Source organism: Lentilactobacillus otakiensis DSM 19908 = JCM 15040, from assembly GCF_001434145.1.
Classification (GTDB): domain Bacteria; phylum Bacillota; class Bacilli; order Lactobacillales; family Lactobacillaceae; genus Lentilactobacillus; species Lentilactobacillus otakiensis.
The window spans coordinates 329,967-352,781 of record NZ_AZED01000014.1 but is presented as its reverse complement, the minus strand read 5'-3'; the positions used below and the strand labels follow the sequence as shown (position 1 = coordinate 352,781).

The 22,815-nt window shown below is 42.5% G+C and carries 20 protein-coding genes and 1 pseudogene; 20 read left to right on the top strand and 1 reads right to left on the bottom strand.

Features of this window, described 5'->3' with window-relative positions; translation table 11 throughout:
• Positions 1-109: 109 nt before the first annotated feature.
• The 19 genes and pseudogenes from FD05_RS09230 to FD05_RS09140 all read left to right on the top strand — a co-directional run bounded on the left by FD05_RS09230 (position 110) and on the right by FD05_RS09140 (position 19,874).
• A complete protein-coding gene (locus tag FD05_RS09230) occupies positions 110-472 on the top strand; it encodes an Asp23/Gls24 family envelope stress response protein (RefSeq protein WP_020280217.1) in 363 nt (120 codons plus the stop codon).
• A 29-nt stretch (positions 473-501) separates the two neighbouring features.
• Positions 502-2,211: a DAK2 domain-containing protein gene (locus tag FD05_RS09225; RefSeq protein ID WP_039932331.1), complete on the top strand. Its 1,710-nt coding sequence runs from the start codon at positions 502-504 to the stop codon at positions 2,209-2,211.
• Between the two features lie 63 nt (positions 2,212-2,274).
• Positions 2,275-4,311 (top strand): annotated as a pseudogene (recG, locus tag FD05_RS09220) (ATP-dependent DNA helicase RecG); the annotation flags it as partial.
• 14 nt (positions 4,312-4,325) lie between these two features.
• Positions 4,326-5,369, top strand: coding sequence for a phosphate acyltransferase PlsX (gene plsX / locus FD05_RS09215; protein WP_020280220.1), 1,044 nt, complete (start codon positions 4,326-4,328; stop codon positions 5,367-5,369).
• A 52-nt stretch (positions 5,370-5,421) separates the two neighbouring features.
• Positions 5,422-5,664 carry an acyl carrier protein gene (gene acpP / locus FD05_RS09210; RefSeq protein WP_039932335.1) on the top strand — a complete coding sequence of 81 codons (243 nt, stop codon included), beginning with the start codon at positions 5,422-5,424 and terminating at the stop codon, positions 5,662-5,664.
• Between the two features lie 87 nt (positions 5,665-5,751).
• On the top strand, positions 5,752-6,462 hold the full coding sequence (gene rnc / locus FD05_RS09205) for a ribonuclease III (protein WP_039932336.1): 711 nt from the start codon (positions 5,752-5,754) through the stop codon (positions 6,460-6,462).
• 14 nt (positions 6,463-6,476) lie between these two features.
• Positions 6,477-10,028 carry a chromosome segregation protein SMC gene (smc, locus tag FD05_RS09200; RefSeq protein WP_020280223.1) on the top strand — a complete coding sequence of 1,184 codons (3,552 nt, stop codon included), beginning with the start codon at positions 6,477-6,479 and terminating at the stop codon, positions 10,026-10,028.
• Positions 10,029-11,357: a signal recognition particle-docking protein FtsY gene (ftsY, locus tag FD05_RS09195; RefSeq protein ID WP_020280224.1), complete on the top strand. Its 1,329-nt coding sequence runs from the start codon at positions 10,029-10,031 to the stop codon at positions 11,355-11,357.
• Between the two features lie 76 nt (positions 11,358-11,433).
• A complete protein-coding gene (locus FD05_RS09190) occupies positions 11,434-11,775 on the top strand; it encodes a putative DNA-binding protein (protein WP_020280225.1) in 342 nt (113 codons plus the stop codon).
• Positions 11,776-11,787: 12 nt separating this feature from the next.
• Complete coding sequence (gene ffh, locus FD05_RS09185; protein ID WP_020280226.1) at positions 11,788-13,224, top strand: signal recognition particle protein; 1,437 nt, start codon at positions 11,788-11,790, stop codon at positions 13,222-13,224.
• A gap of 160 nt (positions 13,225-13,384) precedes the next feature.
• Positions 13,385-13,660 (top strand): 30S ribosomal protein S16, encoded by a 276-nt coding sequence (gene rpsP / locus FD05_RS09180; protein WP_013727929.1) that lies wholly within the window; start codon positions 13,385-13,387, stop codon positions 13,658-13,660.
• A gap of 16 nt (positions 13,661-13,676) precedes the next feature.
• Positions 13,677-13,925: a KH domain-containing protein gene (locus tag FD05_RS09175; protein WP_020280227.1), complete on the top strand. Its 249-nt coding sequence runs from the start codon at positions 13,677-13,679 to the stop codon at positions 13,923-13,925.
• Between the two features lie 85 nt (positions 13,926-14,010).
• A complete protein-coding gene (gene rimM, locus FD05_RS09170) occupies positions 14,011-14,532 on the top strand; it encodes a ribosome maturation factor RimM (protein WP_020280228.1) in 522 nt (173 codons plus the stop codon).
• On the top strand, positions 14,529-15,329 hold the full coding sequence (gene trmD, locus FD05_RS09165; RefSeq protein WP_020280229.1) for a tRNA (guanosine(37)-N1)-methyltransferase TrmD: 801 nt from the start codon (positions 14,529-14,531) through the stop codon (positions 15,327-15,329). The genes rimM and trmD overlap by 4 nt, the downstream gene beginning before the upstream one ends.
• 89 nt (positions 15,330-15,418) lie before the next feature.
• Positions 15,419-15,781 (top strand): 50S ribosomal protein L19, encoded by a 363-nt coding sequence (gene rplS / locus FD05_RS09160; protein WP_020280230.1) that lies wholly within the window; start codon positions 15,419-15,421, stop codon positions 15,779-15,781.
• A gap of 272 nt (positions 15,782-16,053) precedes the next feature.
• A complete protein-coding gene (gene xerC, locus FD05_RS09155) occupies positions 16,054-16,998 on the top strand; it encodes a tyrosine recombinase XerC (protein WP_020280231.1) in 945 nt (314 codons plus the stop codon).
• A gap of 13 nt (positions 16,999-17,011) precedes the next feature.
• Complete coding sequence (gene hslV / locus FD05_RS09150) at positions 17,012-17,554, top strand: ATP-dependent protease subunit HslV (protein WP_020280232.1); 543 nt, start codon at positions 17,012-17,014, stop codon at positions 17,552-17,554.
• Positions 17,555-17,566: 12 nt separating this feature from the next.
• Positions 17,567-18,979 (top strand): ATP-dependent protease ATPase subunit HslU, encoded by a 1,413-nt coding sequence (gene hslU, locus FD05_RS09145; RefSeq protein ID WP_020280233.1) that lies wholly within the window; start codon positions 17,567-17,569, stop codon positions 18,977-18,979.
• 19 nt (positions 18,980-18,998) lie between these two features.
• A complete protein-coding gene (locus tag FD05_RS09140) occupies positions 18,999-19,874 on the top strand; it encodes an aldose 1-epimerase family protein (protein ID WP_020280234.1) in 876 nt (291 codons plus the stop codon).
• 186 nt (positions 19,875-20,060) lie between these two features.
• On the opposite strand, the gene plsY is transcribed toward FD05_RS09140, so the two are convergent.
• On the bottom strand, positions 20,061-20,699 hold the full coding sequence (plsY, locus tag FD05_RS09135; protein WP_020280235.1) for a glycerol-3-phosphate 1-O-acyltransferase PlsY: 639 nt from the start codon (positions 20,697-20,699) through the stop codon (positions 20,061-20,063).
• Positions 20,700-20,846: 147 nt separating this feature from the next.
• Between plsY and parE the strand changes: the two genes are divergently transcribed.
• Positions 20,847-22,802, top strand: coding sequence for a DNA topoisomerase IV subunit B (gene parE, locus FD05_RS09130; RefSeq protein ID WP_020280236.1), 1,956 nt, complete (start codon positions 20,847-20,849; stop codon positions 22,800-22,802).
• The last annotated feature ends 13 nt before the right edge of the window (positions 22,803-22,815 follow it).

The window sequence follows — 22,815 nt, the reverse complement described above, 5'->3', positions numbered from 1 at the left end:
ATACTTGACAGCCCATTTCCAACCATCAAGATTACTTTGGTTTTTAGCGTTATTGTGGTAATATTAACTATCGTTAATAGGTAAATAGAAAATAAGGAGGCTGCTGCACATGGCCGTCAAAATCAAAACAAGATTTGGAACAGTTGACATCGACAACAATGTTATCGCAAATGTTGTTGGCGGTGCTGCGACCGACAATTATGGTGTCGTTGGTATGGCAAGTCGCAATCAGCTCAGAGACAACGTTAATACCATTCTAAATCGTGAAAATTATTTCAAAGGCGTTGTCGTTAAACAACACGATAATGAAATTGAAATTAACGTTTATATTATTGTCGCATATGGCAATAAAATTTCAGAAGTTTCTAAAAACGTTCAAGCAAAGGTTAAGTATAACCTACAAAGTATGCTTGGGGTATCTGCAAATTCGGTCAATGTAATCATTCAAGGCGTTCAGGTAATGAACGACTGATTACGCGAATGACCAAGGAGGACAAGTTGTTGAAAGTTACAGAAATTACCAACACCGAATTTACGGCGATGGTTCAAGCAGCCGCAACTAAATTAAATAAAAATTCTGATTTTATCAATTCATTAAACGTATTTCCAGTTCCGGATGGTGATACTGGCACCAATATGAGCCTATCAATGGCTTCCGGGTACAAATATGTCAACAAAGACGTCAAGACGAATGTCGGCGACTTAACCGCTGCCTTGGCCAAGGGTCTCTTAATGGGTGCTCGTGGTAACTCAGGGGTTATTTTATCGCAAATTTTCCGTGGCTTCTCAAAGTCTACAGAAGGCAAGGAAACACTCAGCGCCCAAGACATCTCGGATGCCTTTGTTGCTGGAACCGAAATTGCCTACAAATCAGTTATGAAGCCAACCGAGGGAACCATTTTGACGGTTGTCAGGATGGCCGCTACCGCTGGTAAAAAGGCTGCTGCAACCACCAATGATGTTGTTGCAGTCATGGATGCCATTTACAAGGCTTCACAATCAGCTTTGGAGAAGACGCCTGATTTACTGCCTGTGTTGAAGCAGGTGGGCGTTGTGGATTCCGGTGGTCAGGGACTGGTCTTTGTACTGGAAGCCTTTGATGACGTCTTAAATGGCCGTGATGAAGCTGAATCAGGCGAATATCAGCCAAATGATGCCGAAATGAATCAGATGATTAAAGTGGCTGATCAAAGCGTTCAAAGTAAATTAAATCCTGAAGATATTGTTTATGGTTATTGTACTCAGATCATGGTTCGGATTGGAAAAGGCCGCGAAGTTGACCACAAATTCGATTACCAGACTTTCTATGATTATTTAGCCAAACTTGGGGACTCTCTGCTGGTCATTAATGATGACGACATCGTTAAAGTCCACGTTCATACCGAACATCCAGGCAAGGTTCTTGCTTGGGGCCAGGAGTTTGGTGATTTAGCAACCGTCAAAGTTGATAACATGCGTCTTCAACAAGAAACGATTATTGAAGAGGACGAAGAAAACACTGAAGAAGCTTCACCAATCGAGAAGGCTGAAAGCATTAATACGCAACAACCTACTTCAGATACCGCCATTATTTCAGTCTCATCAGGTAAGGGCCTTAACCAATTGTTCGAAAGCTTAGGTGTTAACTATATCGTCAGTGGCGGTCAGACAATGAATCCAAGTACTGAAGACATTGTGAATGCCATTAAGAACACCAAAGCCAAACAAGCAATCGTGTTGCCGAACAATAAAAATATTTTTCTGGCGGCTGAGCAAGCCGCTAAAGTGGTTGATATTCCGACCGTCATTGTCCATTCCAAGACGATCTCGCAAGGGATTACCGCCATGCTTGGCTTCAACCCAGAAAATTCACTTTCAGATAATCAAAAAGCAATGGAAGACAATCTGCCAACCGTTAAATCCGGTCAGGTTACGACAGCCATTCGAGATACCAAGATTGACGATTTAGATATCAAAAAGGATCAATTTATGGGTATTGTTGATGGAGATATTGCCACAGTTGGTGATGATTTGGTTGAGACTTCAATTAAAATGGTTGGCAAGATGTTGGATGACGACAGTGAAGCGATTACCATTATTTATGGTGAAGGCACTGACAAATCAGCTGCCGAAAAAGTTCAAGCCGGTATTTTAAAGCTCGACGATGAATTGGAAGTTGAAATCCACGAAGGTGATCAACCGGTTTATCCATTTTTGATTTCTGTCGAATAAGCAAATTCCTAAAAGTTTGGTCACAGTTGGCCAAACTTTTATTTATATCAAAAACAAAGGAGGGATAATATGGCCAGTTTGAGCGATTCAGTCGGCGTTCTCAAAGGTGTCGGCGAAAAACGGCTAACTGCTCTAAATAAGCTTGGCATTAATACAATCAATGATTTACTGACCTATTATCCTCGACGCTATGACGACTTATCATTAAAGGATCTCCGTACAGCCGTTGATGGACAAAAAGTGACAGTTAAAGGAACGGTCATTAGCGAACCGACCGTGAACTTTTTTGGTAGACGTAGGAGTCGGCTGGGCTTTCACCTTAAGATCAATGATGATATTTATAATGTGACATTCTTTAATCAGCCTTGGCTTAAAAAACAACTTGAGCTTGAGGCACCAGTTATTATTTTCGGAACGTTTGATCGAAATCGTAATCAAATTCAGGGAATGAAAATTTTAAATGGTGATAAGAGTGATACCTACGATTCAATTTATCCCAGCAACAAAGAAGTTAAACAAAACACGATTAAGCAACTTGTCAAATTGGGCTTCGATGAATACGAGGATCAACTTGACGATATCATTCCAGAATCAATTCGAACGAAATACCGTTTAGAGTCATTCCATGATACGATCAAAAACATTCATTTTCCTGAATCACCAGTTGCGGCTCAAAAAGCTTTTCGAACTGCCAAATTTATGGAATTCTTCTTGTTTGCGATGAAGATTCAAATTTTAAAACAGCAGCATCGAAAGCCGGATCCAGCTGCAGTCATTGCATATGATTCACAGTTAATTCAAAAATTTACCAATCAACTAAAATTCAAACTTACTGACTCACAAAACAAAGTGGTCAACGAAATTCTAGCCGATCTTGCTCAGCCACTTGAAATGAATCGGCTGCTTCAAGGAGACGTCGGCAGTGGTAAGACAGTTGTCGCAGCGATCGCAATTCTCGCTGCAATCAGTGCCCACAAACAAGCTGCGATCATGGCACCGACAGAAATCTTGGCGGAACAGCATGCAAATACATTTGCCAAGATGTTTGCCGGCCTGAATGTTAATATTGCCTTATTAACTGGCGCCACCAGCAGCTTGGCACGAAAAGCAATGCTACCAAGGATTGCCGACGGCGAAGTTAATTTAATTGTCGGCACTCATGCGCTTTTTCAAGACCAAGTGGATTATGACGATCTTGGGCTGGCAGTCATTGATGAACAACATCGATTTGGTGTCAACCAACGCCAAGCGTTATGCTTAAAAGGGCGGAGTACCAATATGTTGGCCATGACGGCGACACCGATTCCCCGAACGTTGGCAATCACGATGTATGGTGACATGGACGTTTCTGTGATCGATGAACTGCCAAAGGGGCGTAAACCCATCAAAACAACCTGGATTACTTCTGCGAAAACAGATTCTGCCATTCGATTTGTCAAAAAGCAACTTGATGCCGGTAATCAGATCTACGTTGTGACGCCACTGATTGAAGAATCAGAAGCGGTTGATATGAAAAATGCCTTGGCAATTTTTGATCGATTCAAAGCGATTTTTGAACCAGCCTATTCAGTTGGGTTACTACACGGCCGAATGACAGATGAAGAAAAAGACACTGCTATGGCTGATTTTAAGAATAACCAGTTTCAAGTCTTGGTGGCAACGACCGTCATTGAAGTCGGCGTGGATGTTGCCAATGCCAACACAATGCTGATCTTTGACGCAGATCATTTTGGCTTGGCACAGCTTCATCAATTACGTGGCCGGGTTGGTCGTGGCGATACTCAGTCGTATTGCATTTTGATTGCCGATCCGAAAAATGAACTCGGCAAGAAACGGATGACCGCAGTTGCCAGCAGTACCGATGGCTTTTTCCTCTCTCAAAAAGATTTGGAATTACGGGGGCAGGGCGATATCACCGGCAGTAAACAGTCAGGAATGCCCGACTTTAAAGTCGCTGATCCAGTTGGCGATCTTAATATTTTACAAGTTGCTAACCAAGAAGCTCAAAGCATTACCGTCCACAAGGATTGGCAAAAAAATCCAGAAAATGTACAATTAGTGCGATACTTAAAGTACAATGAAATCATTACTACTGATTAAAATAGGAGTTAAAAATGAAAATTGCAGTTGACGCAATGGGCGGCGATTACGCCCCTAAAGAAGTTGTTGAAGGAATCCAATTGGCGCGGGATGCTTATCCTGACGTTGAATTTCAATTATATGGAAAAACGGACCAAATCAAAAAATATCTGACCAACGATGAACGAATTCAGATCGTCCAAGCCAACGAAGTCATTGAAATGGGTGATGAACCCGTTAAAGCAGTTCGGACCAAGAAACAATCCAGTATTGTCCTTGCGGCAACCGCTGTTAAAGAAGGCAATGCAGATGCATTCTTTTCTGCAGGGAACACCGGCGCAATCTTAGCAGCTGGATTATTTATTGTTGGCCGAATTAAAGGAATTGATCGCCCAGGTTTGACGACGACCCTGCCAGTTATTGCAGGCAAAAATCAAAATAAGTTTGTGATGATTGACGTTGGTGCTAATGCCGATACCAAAGTCTTGAACATTTACCAATATGCCCTCATGGGTAAGTATTATGCTCAAAATGTGAACCAGGTTAAAAATCCCCGAATTGGGTTGCTGAATAACGGAACCGAAGCTGATAAGGGTGATATGAATCATCGCAAGGTTCATGATCTGTTGGCGGCTGACAAAGACATCAATTTTGTCGGGAACGTTGAATCCCGTGAATTGCTAAATGGGGCGGCCGACGTTGTCGTAACTGATGGCTTTACTGGGAATGCCGTTTTAAAGAGTATTGAAGGAACTGCATTGTCAATGATGAAACTCATTAAGAGCACCATCATGGGCAATGGCACCAAAGCCAAGTTTGGTGCCTTGATGCTCAAAGATACTTTTCATAAGATCGGCAGTTCGATGGATTATTCTCAGTACGGTGGCGCCGTACTGTTGGGAGTCAAAGCACCGGTTGTGAAAACTCACGGCAGCAGCAAAGCTGACACCGTCAAGAACACCATCGGCCAGATTCGCCAAATTATTTTGTCTAACATGATTCCAGATTTGGACAAATATGTTACCGATCACGCTGACGAACTGCAACAAATAAAAGATAGTATCAAAAGCAGTAAATAGTTGATATAATGGTAATTAGCAAATTAATTTTATGAAATAGGTGTTTATCAAAATGGATAAAAACGAAGTGTTCGCAAAAATTGCCGATTTAGTGGCTGACCAATTTGATGTCGACCGAAGTAAAATTACCGGTGACTTGAATTTTAAAAATGATCTGGACGCTGATTCAATTGACTTTGTTGAATTTGTGCTGGACATGGAAGATACTTTTAATGCTGAAATTTCGGATGAGGATGCTGAAAAGCTGAACACAATTAACGAAGCTGTTGACTACATCATGGCTCATCAAAAATAATAAAAGTAATCACAAATTGAAATTATTTCAGGATTGATATAATTTCAATTTTTTACTGTTATCTGGATTTTATTTGGAGGTACAAGATTGATAAAAGGCTTAAATGAAATGTTAAAACAGGACTTTGACATTCATATCGATGATCAGGCTTTACTCGACGAGGCATTTACACAAGCTTCATATGTTAACGAACATCGCGGTGAAGGACTGAAGTTTTATGAACGATTGGAATTTTTGGGTGATGCTGTCTTACAACTGATCGTTTCCGACTATATTTTCAAACGTTATCCTAAGATGCCTCAGGGTCGATTAACTCGGCTGCGGGCAGCAATGGTCAACGAACAAAGTTTTAGTACATTTGCCAGGGAATGCAATTTCAACAAATATATTCGTTTGGGCAGAGGTGAAGAGAAAGCGGGTGCCCGCGATCGTGATTCACTACTATGTGATATTTTCGAATCATTTGTTGGCTGTTTATACCTTGATCAGGGACAAGCAGAAGTTACCCGCTTTGTGACCAAAGTTATTTTCCCTAAACTGGACGAAGGCATGTTTGCGGAATTCTTCGATCACAAGACAGAATTGCAGGAACTCGCTCAAGCTGACGGTCCGGTTGCGATCGACTATGAATTAGTTGATGAATACGGTCCTGATAATGATCGATCGTTTAAAGTCAACGTTTCGATTGACGGCAAACTATACGGTGTCGGGATTGGTCATTCCAAAAAGGGCGCTGAACAAAAGGCTGCTCAGCAAGCGCTGGAGCAGTTTGATACAGAGGGAGACAATCTAGTTTAGACTGGAGAACGAGTGTGCAACTTAAATCCATTGAAATTGTAGGTTTTAAATCATTTGCGGATAAAACACTCATTAACTTTCCGGGTGGGATGACCGGAATTGTTGGTCCCAATGGTAGTGGAAAAAGCAATATTGCTGAATCCATTCGTTGGGTAATGGGGGAACAATCTGCCAAAAATCTCCGTGGGTCACGGATGCCTGATGTTATTTTTTCGGGCTCCGCTGATCGACGGTCTTTAGGCATGGCGTCCGTTACGTTAACTTTGGACAATTCTGACCATTTCATTCAAACCCCATTTGATGAATTGAAACTGTCCCGAAAACTCTTCCGCAACGGTGATAGTTCTTATTACCTGAACGAAAAGCAATGCCGCCTGAAAGATATTACTGATTTATTCATGGATACAGGAATTGGTCAGGGCTCATTATCAATTATTTCTCAAGGAAATGTTGAACAGATTTTTAATAGTAAACCAGAAGAACGGCGCTCAATCATCGAGAACGTGGCTGGTGTGTACAAATATAAGCAGCACAAGAACACCGCCCAAAAAGAAATTGATGAAACAACCGACAATCTTAACCGAGTTGAAGATATTATTTCCGAACTCCGGGGACGGATGGCGCCCCTTGAAGAACAGAGCAGTTTGGCAACAGATTATCTTGATCAAAAGAAACGTTTGGATCAGTTTGAAAAGCAGCAGTTGATTTTATCAACCAAGCAGCTGATGAATGATTCAAATCATGTTAAGCAAACTGTTTCTGAAAAGTCGGACCTGGTTAACAAAATCTATGCCCAGGTTCGAAAAGATGAAAACTCCAGGGATCAATTAAAAACCAAGCTGACTGCAAATCGGTCCACAATTGACCACTTAAATGATCAATTATTAGAAATCACGGAACGGATTCAATCGTTAAAAAGCAAACATCAACTAACAGCACAGGAAAAGTCGTTTAAAGATGCCGACTTAAAGCGGATTTCCGAACAAATCAAATTAACCGACAAACAAATTGACGACTACAAGGTCAAACTCAGCCAATCAATTGATGCTGGTAAACGGCTTGCAGCTAAAATTGACGCCAAACAAGACCAGTTCAATCAAGTTGCAGCCAAAGAAAAGGCCAACAGTGTCTCTGTCATTGAGGGAGAAATCGACAAACTGCGTAATCAATACGTTGACTTGCTGCAACAAAAGACGACCATTAAGAACCGGATTACCATGAAAAGTCATGATGATCGGCAGTTGGAAGAACGACTTGGGTCACAACGACAACGGATCGCTAAAGCAACCGACGATTTGCACCAGACTCAAGAACAATTCAGCGACAAGCAAACCACTTTGAATGAAACTCGGTCCGATCTAAAAGATGTCGCCGCCAAACTGGCAGATTTGGCCAAACTTATGAATGCCCGCAAACAGGCAGTGGACCAGTCGCAGGCCAACTGGCTGGCAGCTTTAAAGATAGCCGAACAAGCCAAAGCCAAGGCAGAATCACTTAAAAATCTCCACGATTCTTATCGCGGCTTTTATCGTGGGGTTGCCAATCTTCTCAAACGAAAAAATGAATTAACCGGAATATTGGGACCGGTTTCTGATTACCTTGAAATTAATGAAAAATACGTCAAAGCAATCGAGACCGCCCTGGGGTCACAGGCTCAACACATCATTGTCGAAAATAATCAAGCCGCATCTGCGGCAATTCGCTTGCTGACAAAAGAGCGGTTGGGAAGAGTCACACTCTTACCGATTTCCACGATCAATGGCCATCAATTAAACCCAAATGTTATTCGAGAGGCTCAAGCAGTACCTGGATTTATTGGGGTTGCCGCTGACTTAGTCACGATGCCCAACAATTTAAGCAAGATTAAAGCTTTTCTTCTTGGAACCACCATCATTGCCGACAAGCTTGATAGTGCGATCAACATTTCCAAACAAATTAATCATCGAACCCGAATTGTGACACTAGACGGCCAAGTGGTTAATGCCGGTGGCTCACTTACAGGTGGAGCCAACCGCAATGATAATCAAGGTGTGTTGGTTCAAAAAAACGAATTGGAAGCCTTGAATAAATCGACTGCTCAAATGGACCAAAAATTAGCTGAAAATGAAAAACAGCTTCAGAACGCCAAAGATGAACTTGCAAAGATTGAGGCTTCTCACGAACGTGGCCAACAGAAAGTTTACCAAATCCAACAGAAAGTTAGCGCTCTGGAAAATGATTGTCAAACATTGCGAACAGCTGCTCAAGAAAAGCAGCGGGAACTCAAAACACTGCAGTTAGCAATCAAAAATTCATCTCAAACTGGCGAGTCCAGTGACAGTTCAGAACTGGCTGATCGGCAAAAAACAATTGAACAACAAATCCAGAATACGAATGATCAGCTTGACGATAAACGCGTTCAATTAGCTAACGTCAAGCAATCAGCCGAAAAATTTGCCACCCAGAAACAATCCCTCCACGAAGAGATTGTTGTGGAAGAGCAAAAGTTGAGCCAACTCAAGGTTGATCAAACGGCAATTAATACGCAAATAACCAATCACCAGCACGACCGTGGTCAGTTGGTTGAGCAACGAACAAAATTAGAAACCGAACTCAACCACCAAGTGGATTCCGGCAGTTTGAACAAGGAAATTGATGCTGCTCAAACTGCGCAGGATTCAACAAATTTGGATCTTAAAAAGCTCAAAACAACCATTGAAGCTGGTCAGAGTCGCCTAGATGATTTGAACCAAACCATCCAAGATGAACAGATTAATTTAAACAATGCCAAGTATGAACTGACCAGTGCCCAGCAAAAAGCAGCTAAGAACCGTCAGGATTTAGATGGTAATTTGGCGACATTAAGAGAATCTTACCAAATTGAACAACCTGATTTGACGAACCCTGACTGGAACTGGGACGAAAAACAAGTCGCCAGTCAGATTAAAATGCTTCGAACTGGAATTGATGAGATCGGTCCAGTCAATATCGGTGCCATTCAAGAATTCAAAGAAGTTTCCAAACGGTTTGACTTTTTAACCAAACAAAAACAAGATTTACTTGATGCCAAAGATCATTTAACTTCCACCATGCGCGATATGGATTCAACAATTTCCAATAAGTTTGCCACCGCGTTTAACCAAGTCAGCAAAGCTTTTTCCAAAGTCTTTGTTGACATGTTTGGTGGTGGGGAAGCCAAGCTGGTCTTGACCGATCCCGATGATATGCTGGATACTGGAATTGAAATTATGGTCAAGCCGCCTGGCAAGAACTACCGTAATTTAAGCTTACTGTCCGGTGGGGAAAAGGCTTTAACAGCGATTACCCTGCTGTTTGCGATCATCAAAGTTCGCCCGGTTCCATTCTGTATTCTAGATGAGGCCGAAGCCGCCCTTGATCCATTCAATGCGGATCGTTTTGCTAAGTATTTGAAGCGTTTCGGTGATGAAACTCAATTCGTTGTCATTACCCACCGAAAAGAAACCATGATTTACGCCGATCAACTGTATGGTGTGACAATGCAGGAATCAGGCGTTTCTAAAGTTGTCACTGTTAACTTAGATAATTTAAAAACGGAGGTGAGTTGATTGGGTCTTTTTGATATATTTAAACGTCGTTCAAAGAAGAATGAAGAAAAGGAACCAGAAAAATCAACTGAACAAACCGAGCCAGCAACTGAAACACCAGCCAAGGAAGAGGTTCAACCAAGTCCAAGCAGTGCAGTATCAACTTCAGACGAAAGCCCAAAGCAAACAACCGATCCGTCTGCAGATGTCCAAACCACCGAAAAGTCTGCTCAACAAGCAGATGAGCAGCCTGAAGAGCCAAGTTCTACGCCAACTGAGCCGACTAAAGAGGCACCTTCTCAACCACAGGAGGAAACCAAGGAAAATACTCAGGAACCAGGTGAAGAGGCTTCACAAACTAGTCAAGCTGGTCAACAGCCGGAAGCTGATGAACATAATGAAGCTGCTGCTGAATCAACTACGGTACAATACGAAAAGGGCTTGGAAAAGTCTCGTTCCTCATTTGGTGAGAAGCTCAACGCGTTATTAGCTAATTTCCGGCATGTCGATGAGTCATTTTTCGATAACTTGGAAGATATGCTGATTGAATCTGATGTTGGTTTTGAAACTTCAATGCGGATTACCGATGAGCTGCGTGATGAAGTGAAGCTGCAAAATGCCAAAAAGCCAAAAGATGTTCAAAATGTGATCGTTAAAAAGCTCATCGATATGTACGATAAAGCCGGTAACGGTGAAAACCCAGCAATTAACATGGCCAAATCGGGGCCAACTGTGATCCTCTTTGTTGGGGTAAATGGTGTTGGTAAAACGACCACGATTGGTAAAATGGCTAAAATGTACAAAGATCAGGGCAAAAAAGTTGTTCTGGCAGCTGCCGATACTTTTAGAGCCGGCGCAATTGAGCAACTAAATGTTTGGGCTGTGCGTGATGGCGTCGATATTGTAAAAGGAAAAGCCAAGAGCGATCCGGCGTCAGTCGTCTATGACGCTGTCCAAAAAGCGCGTGATGACAATTATGATGTGCTGATGGTTGATACAGCCGGGCGTTTACAGAACAAAGTTAATTTGATGAACGAATTGAGTAAGATGAAAAAGATTCTCACCCGAGAAATTCCTGAAGCCCCCCACGAAGTTTTGCTGGTCTTGGATGCAACCACTGGTCAAAATGCTATGACCCAAGCCAAAATGTTTAAAGAAGCGACTGATGTAACTGGAATCGTCTTGACCAAATTAGATGGGACTGCTCGTGGTGGAATCGTCCTTGCCATCCGCAGCGAGTTGCATTTGCCGGTTAAATACGTTGGCTTAGGCGAAAAAGTCACCGATCTCAAGCCGTTTGATCCAAATGATTTTGTCTATGGATTATTTAAAGGATTAATTTCCGAATAGACTGTGCATTTAGCGTTGACTGACTCGGCATTAATCGGTACGCTATGGACGTATCGGTTGTTAAAGGAGCTTGAACATGGAACTGGAAAAAAACAACTATATTAATTCTTTGTTTGAATTTTACGAGCCGTTACTCACCAAAAAGCAGGCAAATTATATTGAGCTGTATTATGCAGACGATTATTCGCTGGGTGAAATTGCTGGTGAGTATAACGTCAGTCGACAAGCGGTTTATGATAATATCCGCCGGTCAGAAAAGATTCTGCAGCAATACGAAGATAAATTGAATTTATATCACAGTTTTGTCGATCGAAATCACAAACTTGATCAGATTCAGTCTTATGTTGAACAAAAATATTCCCACGATCAAAAATTAAACTCAATGATCAGAAATCTGGAAACAACCGAAGAACAATAAGGGGTGAACTAATTGGCTTTTGAAGGATTAACCGAGCGTTTACAAAACGCCATGAAAACTTTACGTGGTAAAGGAAAGGTCTCACAATCAGACCTTCGTGCTACCATGCGTGAGATCCGTCTGGCTTTACTTGAAGCCGATGTCAATTTCCAAGTCGTTCGTGATTTTGTCAAAACAGTTGAGGAACGGGCCAACGGTGCCAAGGTGCTGGAAGGCTTGAATCCATCTCAACAAATTGTCAAAATTGTTGACGAAGAATTAACCAAAACAATGGGGGAAGAAGCAGTTCCCCTAAACAAATCCGAAAAGATTCCGACAATCATCATGATGTCTGGACTTCAAGGTGCTGGTAAAACGACCACTGCCGGTAAGTTAGCTTTGAAATTAAAGAACGAGCAAAATGCCCGCCCTTTATTGATTGCTGATGATGTCTACCGGCCAGCTGCCATTGATCAACTGCAAACAGTTGGCCAAGAGATTGACGTGCCTGTTTTCCAACTAGGAACAGATGTTGATCCAGTTGAAATTGCCAAACAAGGTGTACAAAAGGCTAAAGAAGATCATAACGACTACGTGATCATCGATACCGCCGGTCGTTTGCAAATCGACGAGAAGTTGATGGACGAGTTGAGTCATATTAAAGATGCCGTTCAACCAAACGAAATCTTGTTGGTCATTGATGCCATGACTGGTCAAAACGCCGTGGCAACTGCCGAGGGCTTTAATAAGACCTTGGATGTCACTGGTGTCGTCCTAACCAAGCTGGATGGTGATACCCGTGGTGGTGCTGCACTCTCAATTCGTGCGGTTACTCAAAAGCCAATTAAGTTTGTTGGTCAGGGTGAAAAAATGTCTGATTTGGACGTCTTTTATCCTGATCGAATGGCTTCTCGAATCCTTGGGATGGGTGATATGCTTTCACTCATTGAAAAGACTCAAAAAGAATATGATGAAAAACAAGCCCAAGAGCTTTCCGAAAAGATCAAGGAAAACACTTTTGATTTCAACGATTTTGTCGACCAATTAAATCAAATTCAAAAAATGGGTCCTTTGGATGAAATTATGAAGATGATTCCTGGAATGGCCAACAATCCACAGCTCAAAAACGCTAATATGAATCCCAAAGATATGGATCATCTTAAAGCTATCGTCTATTCAATGACGGAACAAGAGCGAACGGATCCAGACGTTTTAAATCCATCAAGACGTAGGAGAATTGCCCGTGGTTCCGGGCGCCCAGTTCAAGAAGTCAATCGAATGATCAAACAGTTTGGTCAGATGAAGACCATGATGAACAAGGTTTCCAAGGGTAACATGTCTGGTATGGAAAATATGATGAATAGCACTGGCATGGGCGGTAAAATGTCCAAGCTGGCAATGAAACAGTTCAGCCGGAAGATGAAAAAGAACAAGAAACGTCGGATGAAGAAAAATAAAAAACGTCGTTAATTCTGACAAGCAATTGTCGTTAACAGCTGGTCAATTTGTCCAACAAGTCTAAATCTAACCAATAAACAAGCCATTTTGACGGTGTAAAGAAAAAAACCTTTACAAGCATTCAAATTACTGGTATATTATTAATCGTTAAAACATTACAGGAGGTAAAAGCATGTCAGTTAAGATTCGTTTAAAGCGCATGGGTTCAAAGAAGCGTCCTTATTACCGTATCGTTGTTGCCGATTCACGTAGTCCTCGTGACGGTCGTTTCATCGAAAACGTTGGTACTTACAGCCCATTAACTCAACCAGCTAAGATTACTCTTGAAGAAGAATCAATCATGAACTGGTTAAACAATGGTGCCCAACCATCTGATACTGTTCGTAACATCTTATCAGATGCCGGCATTATGAAGAAATATCACGAAGCTAAATACTCAAAAAAGTAAGTGAGTGATTATCATCATGACAAGTATTGATGGTTTAATTAATAAGATTATTTCACCGTTAGTCGATTATCCAAATGATGTCGAGATTTCGCATAATGAATCCGATCGATTCCTGGAATATCATCTGAAGTTAAATGAAGATGACATTGGCAGAATCATTGGAAAGCATGGCCATGTGATTCAGACAATCAGGACAATTGTGTACAGCGTTCCGGTTGAGGGTCAAAAGAAAGCTCGTTTGATTGTTGACGATGGGAAGCAATAGGGTTCTTAAGCGAAACGTATGTTTTGTTTGGGCCCTTTTTTCTTATTCAAAATTGGAATTCAAAGTGAGCTGGAGGAATTATTTGATGAATTATTATAATATCGGCAAAATTGTCAATACCCAAGGCTTGAAAGGCGAAGTCCGAGTGATTTCAATCACTGATTTTCCCGACAAACGATTTAAGGTCGGCAACACCGTTTTTGCCAAGCTGCCCAACAGAAAAGAGATGGTTGGCTTGACGATCGACAGTGTTCGCAAGCACAAAGGCTTTATTCTGTTGCATTTCAAGAATCATCCCTCAATTAATGATGTTGAGTACTTAAAGCCATCAGAACTCAAAATCGACGAGGATAGTCTCTCTAATGACGATCTCAAACCCGGTGAATATTATTACCACCAAATTATTGGTTTGGATGTCGTCGACCCTCAGGGCAATGAAATCGGCCAAGTGAAAGAAATCTTATCACCGGGTGCCAACGATGTTTGGGTCGTTGAACGGGATGGTCAAAAAGACCTATTATTACCAAAAATTGATTCAGTCATCACAAATGTTGACCTCGATGCCGGCAAAATAACGGCTGACGTTCCGGAGGGCTTGGACGAATGAGAATTGATGTATTAAGCCTTTTTCCAGAAATGTTTTCAGTTCCGATGCACGATTCAATTATCGGAAAAGCAATCGAAAATCACATCATTGATTTAGATGTGACCAATTTTCGGGAGTTCACCACCGATAAGCATCGCCATGTAGATGACTATCCGTTTGGCGGTGGGGCGGGTATGCTGCTTCAGGCGCAACCAATTTTGGATGCCTACGACCATACCAGAAAGACTGCGAAGGCTGCTGGATATCCGCAAGGTAAAGTGATTCTCATGGATCCGGCTGGAAAGCAATTTAAACAGCATGATGCTGAGATACTGTCACATGATGACCATTTAACCTTTATCTGTGGTCATTATGAGGGCTATGACGAACGGATTCGTTCAATCGTCACCGATGAATATTCCCTAGGAGACTTCGTGTTGACCGGCGGGGAATTACCGGCAATGGTTATGATTGATGCAATTACCCGTCTGATTCCTGGTGTTTTGGGCAATAACCAGTCAAGTGTTGAAGAATCATTTTCCACTGGTTTGCTTGAAGAACCTCAATATACCCGACCAGCTGAATTTCGAGGCATGAAAGTCCCTGAAGTCCTGATGAATGGCGACCACAAAAAGATCGCCTTATGGAATCAAAAAGAGGCTCTGCGTCGAACCTATCTGCGTCGGCCGGACCTAATTGATCATCATAATTTGACCAGTACGCAAAAAAAGCTGTTCGCAGACGTTCGAATTGAGGAAGAAGAAAAGCAGGCTGCAAAGGATGCTGACAAGAAAAAAACCTTTACAGACAAGGATTAATTATGTTACACTAATTTTTGGCGCAAGCCGCAAAACAACATTCCGCTGTCAAACAAGATAATGAATGTTAGTGAAAGGAAGATTTGTTTATGCGACAAAATCAATTGATTGACAAGATCAACGAGAAACAACTACGTAATGATATTCCTGATTTCCGTGCCGGAGATTCTGTGAAAATCTACGTTAAGGTTGTTGAAGGTACCAGAGAACGTATTCAGTTGTTCGAAGGTGTTGTTATCAAACGCAAGGGTTCAGGAATTCAAGCAACTTACACTGTTCGTAAAGTAAGTAACGGTGTTGGTGTTGAACGAATTTTCCCACTTCATTCACCACGAGTTGATAAAATCGAAGTAGTAAGACAAGGACACGTTCGTCGTGCTAAGCTTTACTACCTGCGTGACTTACAAGGTAAGGCTGCTCGTATTAGAGCTTCACTTCGTTCACGTGGATAATGAACCAAACCAGACTGAATCGAGAAATCGATTCGGTCTTTTTTGTGTTTCCGTTTGGTGAATCAGACGACCAAAGTAAATCTTAAGTTCTGGTAAAGACTGGCACTTTAGTTTGCCGACTGCTAACGAGCTATGTAGAATGACGCTTATTCGATGAGGCTAATCGAATTTAGTTTTCTTTAATTTCAATGCAATCCAGGCACAAGCCGCGTTTATTTGCTATCATAGATGTTAGGACTTGAACGCGATTACATCGTTGAGGATGGTGGCTCATGACGGAATTAAATGGAGATCAAAAAAATATTCAATGGTTTTTGAAGTATCTACGAAGTGATCGAAATTATTCTGCAGATACGATCCAGGCATATCAGCAGGCAATCACCGAGTTCGTCGTATTTTTAGCTGAGGTGCCTAGTGACCAGAAAGAACTGACGAAAGTGGACGCCTTTGACGTTGAATCGTTTCTGACTAACTTGTACGAAAAAAAGTACGCCAGAAATTCGATTGCCCAAAAGATTTCTGCATTAAAATCATTTTACGCATTTTTGGTTAAAAGTGAGGTCATCGCTCATAATCCATTCGAGTACGTTCACCTGAAGACAAATAATCGTCGGCTGCCAAGATTTTTGTACCAAAATGAGATGCGGGCACTTTTTGAAGGCGCCAAACAAAATCCTAATCCTCAACTTGGGTTAAGAAATTCGGCGGTTTTAGAAACACTTTACGCAACCGGTATTCGGGTGAGTGAATGTGCCGGTATTCAATTGAATGATATTGATTTGGATAACCGGACCATTTTAGTCACTGGGAAGGGCAACAAGCAGCGTTACGTTCCCTTTGGGGAATATGCTCAAGATGCAATTGAAGCATACTTGAGTGGTGCCAGAGGCCCAATCATGGCTAAGTATCATCAAAGCCACCGATTTCTGTTCATTAATCATTATGGCAGGCCGATTACAGCCCGAGGAATCGAATATATTATGGACGAGATTGTCAAACAAAGCAGTCTGACCACCAAGATTCATCCCCACATGTTACGCCACACCTTCGCAACAGAAATGCTCAATAACGGTGCTGACATGCGATCTGTCCAGGAGTTGCTGGGCCATAGCAGCCTATCGACAACCCAAATTTACACACATGTTACCAAATCACATTTAATGGATGATTATAAGAAGTATTTTCCTCGAAATAATGATTCATTAAAATCAAAATAAAAAGGGGTATACTATGCCAATCAAATTTGAAGCAACAACCATCGTCGCTGTCCGTCACAACGGACATCTCGCTATGGCCGGAGACGGTCAGGTTACCATGGGTGAAAAAGTCATCATGAAAGGAACTGCCCACAAGGTTCGTCGCATTTACGATAACAAAGTTGTCGTCGGCTTTGCTGGTAGCGTTGCCGATGCTTTTAACCTTGAAGAACGTTTCGAAAAGAAATTAAATCAATTTGACGGCGATCTCAAACGATCTGCCGTTGAATTAGCCCAAGAGTGGCGTGGCGATCAGCAGCTGCAAAAGCTTGAAGCTTTATTAATCGTGATGAACGACAAGGATTTACTACTGGTATCCGGCCAAGGTGAAGTCATCGAGCCAGATGACGATATTTTAGCCATTGGGTCAGGTGGTAACTTCGCACTGGCTGCCGCAACTGCCATGAAACACCACGCTCAAGACATGAGCGCCAGAGAAATCGCAGAAGCTGCCATTCACATTGCTGGAAATATCGATATCTTCACCAACCAGAACGTGATTTCTGAAGAATTATAGGAGGAACTTAAATTGACTGAGTCTACTCAAACACCAAAAGAGATTGTTGACGTTTTAGACCAATACATTGTGGGTCAAAATGAAGCCAAAAAAGCCGTTGCGGTTGCTTTGCGGAATCGTTATCGCAGAATGCAGCTGTCAAAGGACATGCAGGATGAAATTTCACCAAAAAATCTACTCATGATCGGACCGACCGGAGTTGGTAAAACTGAAATTGCCCGCCGATTGGCCAAGATTGTCAACGCACCATTTGTCAAAGTCGAAGCTACTAAGTTCACTGAAGTCGGCTATGTTGGTGGTGATGTTGAATCCATGGTCCGTGACCTGGTTGAAAATGCTATCCAGTTGGAACGTGCCGATCAATATAAGCAGGTCCATGTCGAAGCCGAAAAACAGGCCAATAATCGACTGGTTAAGCTGTTAGTACCTGCCAAGAAAAAAGAAAAACGTCAAAATGACATGCAGAACCTCATGAACATGTTTACTCAAATGCAAAATGGCCAAATGCCTTCTGCAGACCAGGACGACCAAGAAGATGTGACTGATGATATTCGTGAGAAGCGGATGTCAACGGCCGAAAAACTCAAGGCAGGCTTGCTTGAAAACGACCAAGTTGAAATTGAAATGGACGATCCTTCACAACAACCTGCCGGCCAAAGCACCATGATGAACCAAATGGGGATCGATTTGAATGATACCTTATCAGGTTTGATGCCAAAGAAGAAAATCAAGCGGACTGTGCCGGTTAGCGAAGCGCGCGAAATTTTAACTCGACAAGCATCTGAGGAACTGATTAACAAGGCAGACCTGTATCATAATGCGATTGTCCGTGCTGAAAACACAGGGATTATCTTTATCGATGAAATTGACAAAATTGCCCCAGGTAAATCCCAAAATAGCGGGGAAGTTTCCCGTGAAGGTGTTCAACGAGACATTTTACCAATCGTTGAAGGTTCACAAGTTAATACCAAATATGGCACGGTTAATACTGACCACATGCTTTTTATCGGTTCAGGTGCCTTTGCTGAGAACAAGCCTTCAGATTTGATTCCTGAACTCCAAGGCCGTTTCCCAATTCGAGTTGAATTAAACGAACTGACCAAAGAGGACTTTGTCCGAATTTTGACAGAGCCAACCAACTCACTCACCAAGCAGTACATCGCTTTGATCGGGACTGACAATATTAAAGTGACTTTCACAATCGAGGCCATCAATCGAATTGCCGAGATTGCGACCGACGTTAACCATAATACAGACAATATTGGCGCTCGTCGTCTGCACACGATCCTAGAAAAATTACTTGAAGACATCCTTTACGAAGGCCCTGATATGCAGATGGGTGACATCACGATTACCGAAAAATACGTTGACGACAAGGTCGGTAAATTAGCTCAAAACAAGGACCTGTCACGTTACATTCTGTAAATCTGGAGGAGAAATTCAAATGATTACGCTAAAGAATCAGTATCTAACCGTTTTAATTAATGAACTGGGCGCTGAACTGACCAGTGTTAAAGATACCGATGGGCTTGAATATATTTGGCAGGCAGATCCGACTTATTGGAAACGGCATGCGCCCATTTTGTTTCCCATTGTCGGTCGCTTGAAGGACAATCAGTATGAATATGATGGACAGACATATGAGATGACTCAGCACGGGTTTGCCCGGGACAATCAGTTCAAGGTTGAATCTCAGCTCCCTACTAAAGCTTCATTGCTATTGCGTTCCAATGACGAAACGCTCGCCAAATATCCATTTAAATTCGAATTAAGAATCATTTATGAACTGGTTGACCATCAACTGAATGTCAGTTTGAACGTTATTAATCCAGCGCAAGACACCTTACTATTTTCAATTGGTGCCCATCCTGGCTTCAATGTGCCTTTAGTTAAAGGAGAAGGAGCTTTCGGGGATTCATTTGTAAGGGTCGCTCCTAAGAAGGCTTACACTCAGATCCCTCTAAAACCGCCGTATAGCGATCCTGATGATTCCAAGACCATTGACCTGACCAAGCCATTATCGTTGGACCACGACATGTTTAACAGCGATGCCATTGTGCTGAACCTTGACCGTCGTGAAACGACGGTCATGCTGGCAAATGCAAACAATGATCACGGTGTTTCTTTAACGGTCGAAAATGCGCCTTATGTGGGCATTTGGTCGCCATATCCTAAGAAAGCGCCATTTGTCTGCATCGAACCATGGTGGGGGTTGGCCGACACGGTTAACTCAGATGGTCAATTGACAGATAAGTTTGCCATTAACAAGCTAGAAGGCCGCCACGCCTTTGCAGGTAAGTATTCGATTAGTTTCTTTTAAAGAGTGTAATCAGGGGCGGTTAGCAGGCGGTGTCTAAAGGGTTTTGGCTAAAAATCGAGTTTGATTTTTAGTCAAAACCCTTTAGATGCAGACTGCTGCCCCAGAGAGCACGTTTCAGCAATCAGTAACAAAACAAAATAAAACGAGTGATTCCTCAAATTCAGAAATCACTCGTTTTTGATTAACTTATTTAGTGGAACTGCGGCGTTTTCGAAGCATATTACCGAGCCCAAATGGCACCATACTTTCCGTCCCGTTTCGAATTCGGCTGATGTTGGCACGATGACGATAGAAAATAAAAATCGTTAACAGGACCGCCAACGCGCTCAGGAAAATATCGTGAGTGAAAAAAATGGCAATCGTCGTCAATGTAAAACCAATCATGCTGGCCAAACTAACCATGCTGGTAAGCAAGATCACTAATATCCAAATACCCGCAGCTAGAAAGAAAAAGGCCGGTTTGTACGCCAGCAGCATCCCCGCGCTCGTCGCAACGGCCTTGCCACCTTTAAATTTATCAAAAATCGAAAAGGTGTGACCGAGAATGGCCATCAAACCGAAGACCAGTGGGCTGACTGTTGTCACATGGAAGAATGTCGGCAGCAACGTCGCAACTGCACCTTTGGAAATATCCAAAGCCATCACGATTGAGCCGGCAATCGGTCCTAAAACCCGGTAGGTATTGGTTGTCCCAATATTGCCGGAGCCATGGCGGCGAATATCAACATGGAAGAAAATTTTGCCGATCCAGACACCACTTGGAATTGAGCCTAATAAATAAGCTGCTGCTAACATCATGATAATTTGTTCAATATTGAAATTCATCTTAAACCTCTCAGTAGTCGCAATTAATAAACTTAATAGCGTTTCTCATTTTAGCATGGAATTTGCATTCAGCCAATAAAATTTCGTTTCCATAACCGTCAAATTAGGTTATTATGAAGTAGATTGCAAAAAAAGGAGTCATAACGAATGGTAAAGCAAAAGCAAAAATATGATGATTCCTCGATTCAAATTCTTGAGGGACTCGACGCAGTTAGAAAGCGTCCCGGAATGTATATCGGTTCCACAGATTCCCGCGGCCTGCATCATCTGGTTTACGAAATAGTTGATAACGCCGTCGATGAAGTCTTGGCCGGTTATGGGGACGAGATCCAAGTATCAATTCATAAAGACAACAGCATTACCGTTGTCGATCATGGCAGAGGGATGCCAGTTGGCATGCACGCTTCAGGGAAACCGACTCCTGAAGTCATTTTGACGATGCTTCATGCAGGTGGAAAATTTGGCCAGGGGGGCTATAAAACTTCCGGTGGTCTGCATGGAGTTGGTGCCAGTGTTGTTAACGCACTTTCCACTTGGCTCAAAGTTGTGATCGTCCGTGATGGGTATCGTTATGAAGAAGACTTCAAAAACGGTGGTCACCCAGTTGGTACCTTAAAAAAGCTGGGCAAGACTCGGGCTCATAGTGGGACGACAGTCACCTTCAAGCCCGATCCAACTATCTTTACCAGCACCGTTTATAATTTCTCAGTGCTCTCTGAACGGTTACGTGAATCTGCCTTCCTGCTAAAAGGAACTAAGATCACATTAACCGACGAACGGACGGATCAGGAACAAGAAGAAGTCTTCCATTATGAAGAAGGCATCAAAGAATTCGTTCAATACTTGAATGAAGACAAACATACATTAGGCGATGTCATGTACTTTGATGGCAAAAAAGAGGGCGTCGAAGTAGAAGTCGCTGCTCAATATAATGACGGCTATTCCGAAACAATGCTGTCATTTGTCAATAACGTCCGAACTAAAGACGGTGGAACCCACGAAGCCGGTTTACGAAATGCCTGGACAAAAGCGTTTAACGACTATGCCAGAAAAGTCGGCATGCTCAAGGAAAAAGATAAAAACCTTGAGGGTAGCGATGTGCGTGAAGGCCTCTCGGTGGTCTTGTCATTACGAGTTCCAGAAGAAATTCTCCAGTTCGAAGGGCAGACCAAGGAAAAATTAGGGACCCCCGAAGCACGTTCAATTGTCGATAATGTTGTCAGCGAAAAACTCGGCTACTATTTGATGGAAAACGGTGAATTTGCTCAAACCTTGGTTCATAAAGGATTGCGAGCACGCCAAGCCCGTCAGGCGGCTCGAAAAGCCAGGGATGAAACTCGGACTGGTAAGCGTCATAAGAAGCAGGAACGTCTGCTGTCCGGTAAGTTGACCCCAGCTCAATCCAAGGATTACAGCCGTAACGAGCTTTTCCTGGTCGAAGGAGATTCTGCCGGCGGATCTGCCAAACAGGGCCGAGACCGTCGTTATCAAGCAATTTTGCCGCTTAGAGGTAAGGTTTTGAACACCGAACGGGCCAAATTACCGGAAATCATGAAAAATGAAGAAATTAACACCATGATTTATACAATTGGGGCCGGGGTTGGCGCTGACTTTAACATTGACGACGCCAATTACGATAAGATCATTATCATGACTGATGCCGATGATGATGGGGCTCATATTCAAATTTTATTATTAACGTTCTTCTACAAATACATGCGGCCAATGATTGATAACGGCCGGGTGTTTATTGCGCTGCCGCCACTTTATAAGTTACAAAAAGGTGCCGGCAAGAAATTAAAGGTTCAGTATGCTTGGACCAATGAAGAACTTAACAAGGTTTCCAAAGATTTCGGCAAAGGATACAGCCTTCAGCGATTCAAGGGTCTTGGTGAAATGAACGCCGATCAGCTGTGGGAAACCACAATGAATCCGGATACCAGAACCTTAATTCGAGTTCGAATTGACGATGCTGCCTTGGCAGAAAAACGAGTCACAACGTTGATGGGCGATAAAGTCGAACCCCGACGAAAATGGATCGAGCAAAACGTTAAGTTTAATTTAGAAGAAGATGGCAGCATCTTGGATAATACAAATGATTAGGGGTGCGACTAAA